5 protein-coding genes are annotated in these 5151 nt (G+C 70.0%); 1 reads left to right on the forward strand and 4 read right to left on the reverse strand.

Features of this window, described 5'->3' with window-relative positions; translation table 11 throughout:
• Positions 1–434, forward strand: a 434-nt coding sequence (locus G6024_RS09610) for an ATP-binding cassette domain-containing protein (RefSeq protein ID WP_159148585.1), incomplete at its 5' end; no start/stop codon positions are given.
• Here the strand turns inward: G6024_RS09610 and ccsB are convergent.
• The 4 genes from ccsB to G6024_RS09630 form a co-directional block, all read right to left on the reverse strand.
• Positions 431–1429 (reverse strand): c-type cytochrome biogenesis protein CcsB, encoded by a 999-nt coding sequence (gene ccsB, locus G6024_RS09615; protein ID WP_159148586.1) that lies wholly within the window; start codon positions 1427–1429, stop codon positions 431–433. The two genes, G6024_RS09610 and ccsB, sit on opposite strands and share 4 nt — an antisense overlap.
• Positions 1426–3087 carry a cytochrome c biogenesis protein ResB gene (gene resB, locus G6024_RS09620; protein WP_235027839.1) on the reverse strand — a complete coding sequence of 554 codons (1662 nt, stop codon included), beginning with the start codon at positions 3085–3087 and terminating at the stop codon, positions 1426–1428. Before resB ends, ccsB begins: the two co-directional genes overlap by 4 nt.
• Positions 3088–3308: 221 nt before the next feature.
• Positions 3309–3758: a cyanase gene (gene cynS, locus G6024_RS09625; RefSeq protein ID WP_159148588.1), complete on the reverse strand. Its 450-nt coding sequence runs from the start codon at positions 3756–3758 to the stop codon at positions 3309–3311.
• A 75-nt stretch (positions 3759–3833) separates the two neighbouring features.
• Positions 3834–4766: a formate/nitrite transporter family protein gene (locus G6024_RS09630; protein ID WP_235027840.1), complete on the reverse strand. Its 933-nt coding sequence runs from the start codon at positions 4764–4766 to the stop codon at positions 3834–3836.
• Positions 4767–5151 lie beyond the last annotated feature (385 nt).

Here is a 5151-nt window from a genome sequence, read left to right on the forward strand (position 1 = left end):
GGCGCCGGCGCGGCCGACTGCCCGGGCACACGGCGCTGCTGGATCAGGACCCGATGGCGTCGGCGGACCCCCGGATGACGCTCCGCCGGATGATCGCGCTCCCCGGACGGCTGCGCGGGAGCCCGGTGGACGTGGACGCGCTCGCCCGGGAGGTCGGACTGGACCCCGGCCTACTCGACCGACGGCCCGAACAGGTCTCCGGCGGACAACTCCACCGCGCCTGCCTCGCCCGGGCGCTGGCCCAGCGGCCGCGTTACCTGATCGCCGACGAGGCCACCGCGCATCTGGACCCCGAGAGCACGAACGCGATCGCGGGCGTCCTGCGGGCCCGCGCCGACGGGGGGCTCGGCGTCCTCGCGATCACCCATGATCAGCGGCTCGCGGCCAACTGGGCCGACGTCGTCCACACGATGGGCGACGCCGCCGGGAGCTAGTTCAGCCCGGCGTAGGAGTGCAGGCCCGAGACCACGATGTTGATGAAGAACAGGTTGAACACCAGCACAGCGAAGCCGGCGATGTTGATCCACGCCGCCTTCTTGGGGCCCCAGCCGCTGGTCGCACGGGCGTGCAGGTAGCCCGCGTAGAGCACCCAGGAGATGAACGACACCGTCTCCTTGGGGTCCCAGCCCCAGAAGCGGCCCCACGCGCTCTCGGCCCACACGGCGCCGAGCAGGATGCCCACGCCGAAGACCGGGAAGCCGATGACCGTGGTGCGGTACGCCAGCCGGTCGAGGGTCTCTGCGGCCGGCAGTGGACGGGCCAGGCGGGCGCCCCACCCGTGCTCCTGCCCCTGCGGCTGCCACACGCGGATGAGGTACATGATCGACACGACACCGGGGATGAGCAGGATGCCCGAGCCCAGCGCGATGATCGACACGTGGATCGGCAGCCAGTACGAGCGCAGCGCCGGCACCACGGGCGCGGCGTCCGAGTACAGGTGGGTCCCGCCGAAGAACAGCAGCACCAGGATCGGCACCAGCAGATACGGCCACACCACCTGCAGTGCGGGCTTGCGCAGCCAGATCAGCCCCGCCGCCACCGCCAACAGCGTGCTGCCCAGGATGAACTCGTACATGTTGCCCCACGGGAACCGCTCCGTGGACAGCCCCCGCAGGACGAGGGACGCGGCGTGGAACACGAACCCGAGCACCACGAACAGTTGCGCGATCCGCGCCCAGCGCACGTTGCCGGCCGAGGCCCGCTCCTCGTCACCCGTGTCGGTGAGGGACCGCGACTCCGTCAGCCCGGTCCCACCGGCCGTGACCAGTTCCTTCTCCGAGACCTTGGCCACGCGGAAGCCCGCGTAGTAGATCAGCGACGCGATCAGCGCCAGTGCATAGATCCCGAAGGCGGTCCGGAACGCCAGGTCCGAGTAGGTGGCCAGCGTCTCGTCGATGGGCAGGCCCTGTGCGAGGGTCGAAGTGATCACCGGGTGTCGTCCTTCCGCGCAGCGTCGGCGGCGGTACCGCGACTAGTTGAAGTGTGGCCCGTGTCGGCCTCACCCGGCAACACGGGTGTGACAGCCGCCGCCGAGACCAGCCGGTCCCGGAGCTCGTCGAACTCGCTCCCCCAGCCCGATCGGTCCGTCTTGGCCAGGCCACCCAGATCGACACGGGTGACCTCGTCGTCGTCGACACTCACCCGCGCCCAGATCCTCCGGCGCCGCACCATCAGGCTGAGCACCAACCCCGCCATCATCACGGCGGCCGACACCCCCACCCAGATCTGCGTGGGGTCGGAGGAGACCTGGATGTTGACGAACTCCTCGGCGCCGTCGAATCGGACCTCCGTGCCGTCGGGGAGGGTCGTGGATTCGCCGGGCTTGAGGTTGACGCGCGCCTCGCGGTTGAGCGCGCCGGTCTCGATGAGGTCCGGCTCGAGCGAGAAGATCGACTGCGGGCGGCCCGTGTCCAGGCCGGCGTCCCCGCGGTAGACGTCGATCGCCACCGCCGGGTCGTCCATGCGCGGGAACCGGGAGCTCAGCAGGGTGCCGTCGAACTGCGCGGTCGGCGCGAACAGGCCCTGGATGGCGATCTGCTGCGTCCGCCGCTCGGCCAGATCGGGGTACATGCCAGCGGGCGGGTCGAAGCGCATGATGCCCGAGGACAGGAACGTCTGCAGCTCGGTCGGTGACCAGTGCTGGGTGTCCGTGCGGGTCTCGCCGTTCGGGTACGTCACCGTGAACGTCGGCGCGAAGCCGTGACCCTGCAGGTAGACGCGCGTGGAGCCGATGCGCAGCGGGTGGTTGACCCGCATCTCGAACGGCTCCCACGTGTCGGGGTCGGTAGTGGTGACCTCCTCCGTGTACCGCACGTTCGAGGTGAACATCTCGGCCTGACCGTTGGGCAGGTAGTCGGCGCGGAAGTCCTCGACCTTGATGCAGAACTGCTCGAGGTCCGTGCCGTCCACCAGCAGTCCAGCGCGGAACGAGTCGTACGCGCTGGGCGTGGTGTTGCAGAACGCCGGGGACTCCTCATTGGCGACGATGACGCGCATGCCCTCGGCGTAGACGAACTTGCCAGCCGCGAACATGACGAGCAGCGCGAGCAGGCCGAAGTGGAAGACGATGTTGCCGACCTCGCGCGAGTAGCCGCGCTCGGTGGACAGTTCGATGGTGCCGGGGACGCGGCCATCGCCGTCGTTGCGGCGGACCCGGCCCTTGAGCTCGCGACGGATCTGGGCCGCGGCCTGCTCCGGCGTGGCCGTGGTCCGGTATGCGGCGTGGTGCGGCAGGCGGGACAGGTTGCGCGGGGTCAGCGGCGGGGGCGTGCGCAGCTGGCGGACCAGCTCGAAGCAACGCGGGGTGAGGCAGCCGACCAGCGAGACGAACAGCAGGACGTAGATGGCGGTGAACCACCAGCTGCTGAAGACGTCGAACAGTTGGAGCTTGTCGTAGGTCTCGCCCAGCCACCCGTTCTCGGCGATGTACTCGTTGACGTTGCCCTCGTTGAGGCTGCGCTGTGGCAGGAGCGCGCCCGGGATGGCGGCGACGGCCAACAGGAACAGCAGGATCAGCGCCGTGCGCATGGCGGTGAGGGTGCGCCACGCGTTGCGGAGGAACGCGGTGACGGCAGCGGTTCTGGGCATGGGGTCCATCTGCGGGTCGCGGCGCGCCGAGGCGGCTCGGGGCCTGACTCGGCGCCGGTCGCACCCAGGCTAGTGGGACGAACCTGAGCGGATCCTGGCAGGGTGCGGCCAACCACGAGGAGGTCGCGTCGGGTGTGGCGGGGGTCTCCGGCCGGCCGCCGGAGTCTCCCCCGCCGCGGGGGTTCCTGGCCGGTCGGGGGGTTCCTGGTCGGTCGGGGCCGTCACCACCGATAGTCGAGGAACTTCCCGTCCAGCGTGATCACGACGCGGTCGCCGTCGGGGTCAGGGCGACGGTTGATGTCGACCGTGAAGTTGATCGCGCTCATGATCCCGTCTCCGAACTCCTCGTGGATCAGCGCCTTGAGCGCCGGGCCGTACACCGACATCGCCTCGGTCAACCGATAGATCGTCGGATCGGCCATCACCTCTGCCGGCGTTCCGCGGCTCGGCTGCAGGGCGAGGCTCTCCGCCACGGCGTCGTCGAGGCCGAGGAGGTCGCACACCGACCGTGCCTGCTCGGTCGACAGCGGGTGCTGGCCGAGTAGCGCCGCGGTGGTCCACACCAGCGGGGTCCCCAGATGCTCGGCCAGGTTGGCCCAGGTGCGGCCCTGGCGGATGCGGGCGGAGTCCACGAGCGCCGCGGCCTCGTGCCTGGACATGATGGGGGTCATCGAACGGATCCTCTCGGTGGGCGGGTGGGCTGGCGGGTGGGCGAATCGGCAGGTGGGCTCGCGCGCGTGCGGGGGTCAGACTGCGGCGGGCTCGGTGGTCGCGCGCTCTGTGGTGGCTCTCGCGGTGGCGGCTCGCTCGGTGGTGGCGGGCTCGCTGCCGGTGTCCGGAGCACCGACCGTTGCCGTGTCCGTGTCAGGGGACGACGTCCGCCGGGCCTTGGTGCGCGCGTGGGTGACGTAGAGGGTCAGGCCCACGAACAGCAGCCCGCCAACGAGGTTGCCGGCGACGGTCGGGATCTCGTTCCACACGAGGTAGTCGCCGAGGGAGAAGTCGCCGCCCAGCATCAGGCCGGTCGGGAACAGGAACATGTTGACCACGGAGTGCTCGAAGCCCATGTAGAAGAACAGCATTACGGGCATCCACATGGTCAGTGCCTTGCCGCTGACGCTGGTGGACATCATGGCGGCGACCACGCCGGTGGAGACCATCCAGTTGCACAGCACGCCGCGGAAAAACAGTGTCAGCATCCCGGCTGCACCGTGCTCGGCGTAGCCCAGCGTGCGGGATTCACCGATCTCGCCGAGCCGCTGGCCCACCTCGTCCGGGGCGACGTTGAATCCGTAGGTGGTGATGAACGCGATGAGGAACGCCACGGTCAGCGCGCCGGCGAAGTTGCCGACGAAGACCAGTCCCCAGTTGCGCAGCATGCCCCCGACCGTGACGCCGCGGCGCTTGTCGAGCAGGGCCAGTGGCACGAGGGTGAACACGCCTGTGAGCAGGTCGAAGCCCAGCAGGTACAGGAGGATGAAGCCGACCGGGAACAGCACTGCTCCGAGGAGTGCACTGCCGGTCTGGACGGTGACGGTGACGGCGAATGCCGCCGCGAGCGCGAGGATCGCGCCGGCCATGAATCCGCGGATGAGTGTGTCGCGGGTGGACATGTGGACCTTCTTCGCCCCGGCGTCGATCATCGCGCGGGTGAAGTCCTGGGGTTGGACGTAGGACACGGGTGCCTCCAGCTGTGCGGCGGTGGTGGTCGTACCGCGCCAAGTCTGGGAGGTCTGTGTGTCTGGTTGGTGACCCCACTGTGCGGGCTGGTTACCCTTTGCTCACCGCGCGGGGGATCGCCCGTGAGGCCGGCGCTGCTCGGGCGGACACGCGGGCCGGCAGCGCCGGTGTTCCCAGGTCGGCGCCTTGGGTCGCATCCTCGCCTGCCGCTCGCGTTGCTTAGTGCCGGTCCGCACCCCCGCCGGTGTAGTCGCGGCCGATCACGCGCCCCCGGAACGGTTCGGGCTGGTCCGACCGCACGGCCGAGGGTGCGTCTTCCACGGGTGCGCGGCCCAGCACCGCGGGCGCGACCTTGACCGGATCGCCGATGATCGCCGTGGTGTT

This window comes from Dietzia maris (genome assembly GCF_014144855.1).
Taxonomy (GTDB): Bacteria; Actinomycetota; Actinomycetes; order Mycobacteriales; family Mycobacteriaceae; genus Dietzia; species Dietzia kunjamensis.

Coding starts and splice junctions, on each gene's coding strand:
- resB (WP_235027839.1), bottom strand. CDS start 3,087: ATGCCCAGAACCGCTGCCGTCACCGCGTTCCTCCGCAACGCGTGGCGC.
- cynS (WP_159148588.1), bottom strand. CDS start 3,758: ATGACCCCCATCATGTCCAGGCACGAGGCCGCGGCGCTCGTGGACTCC.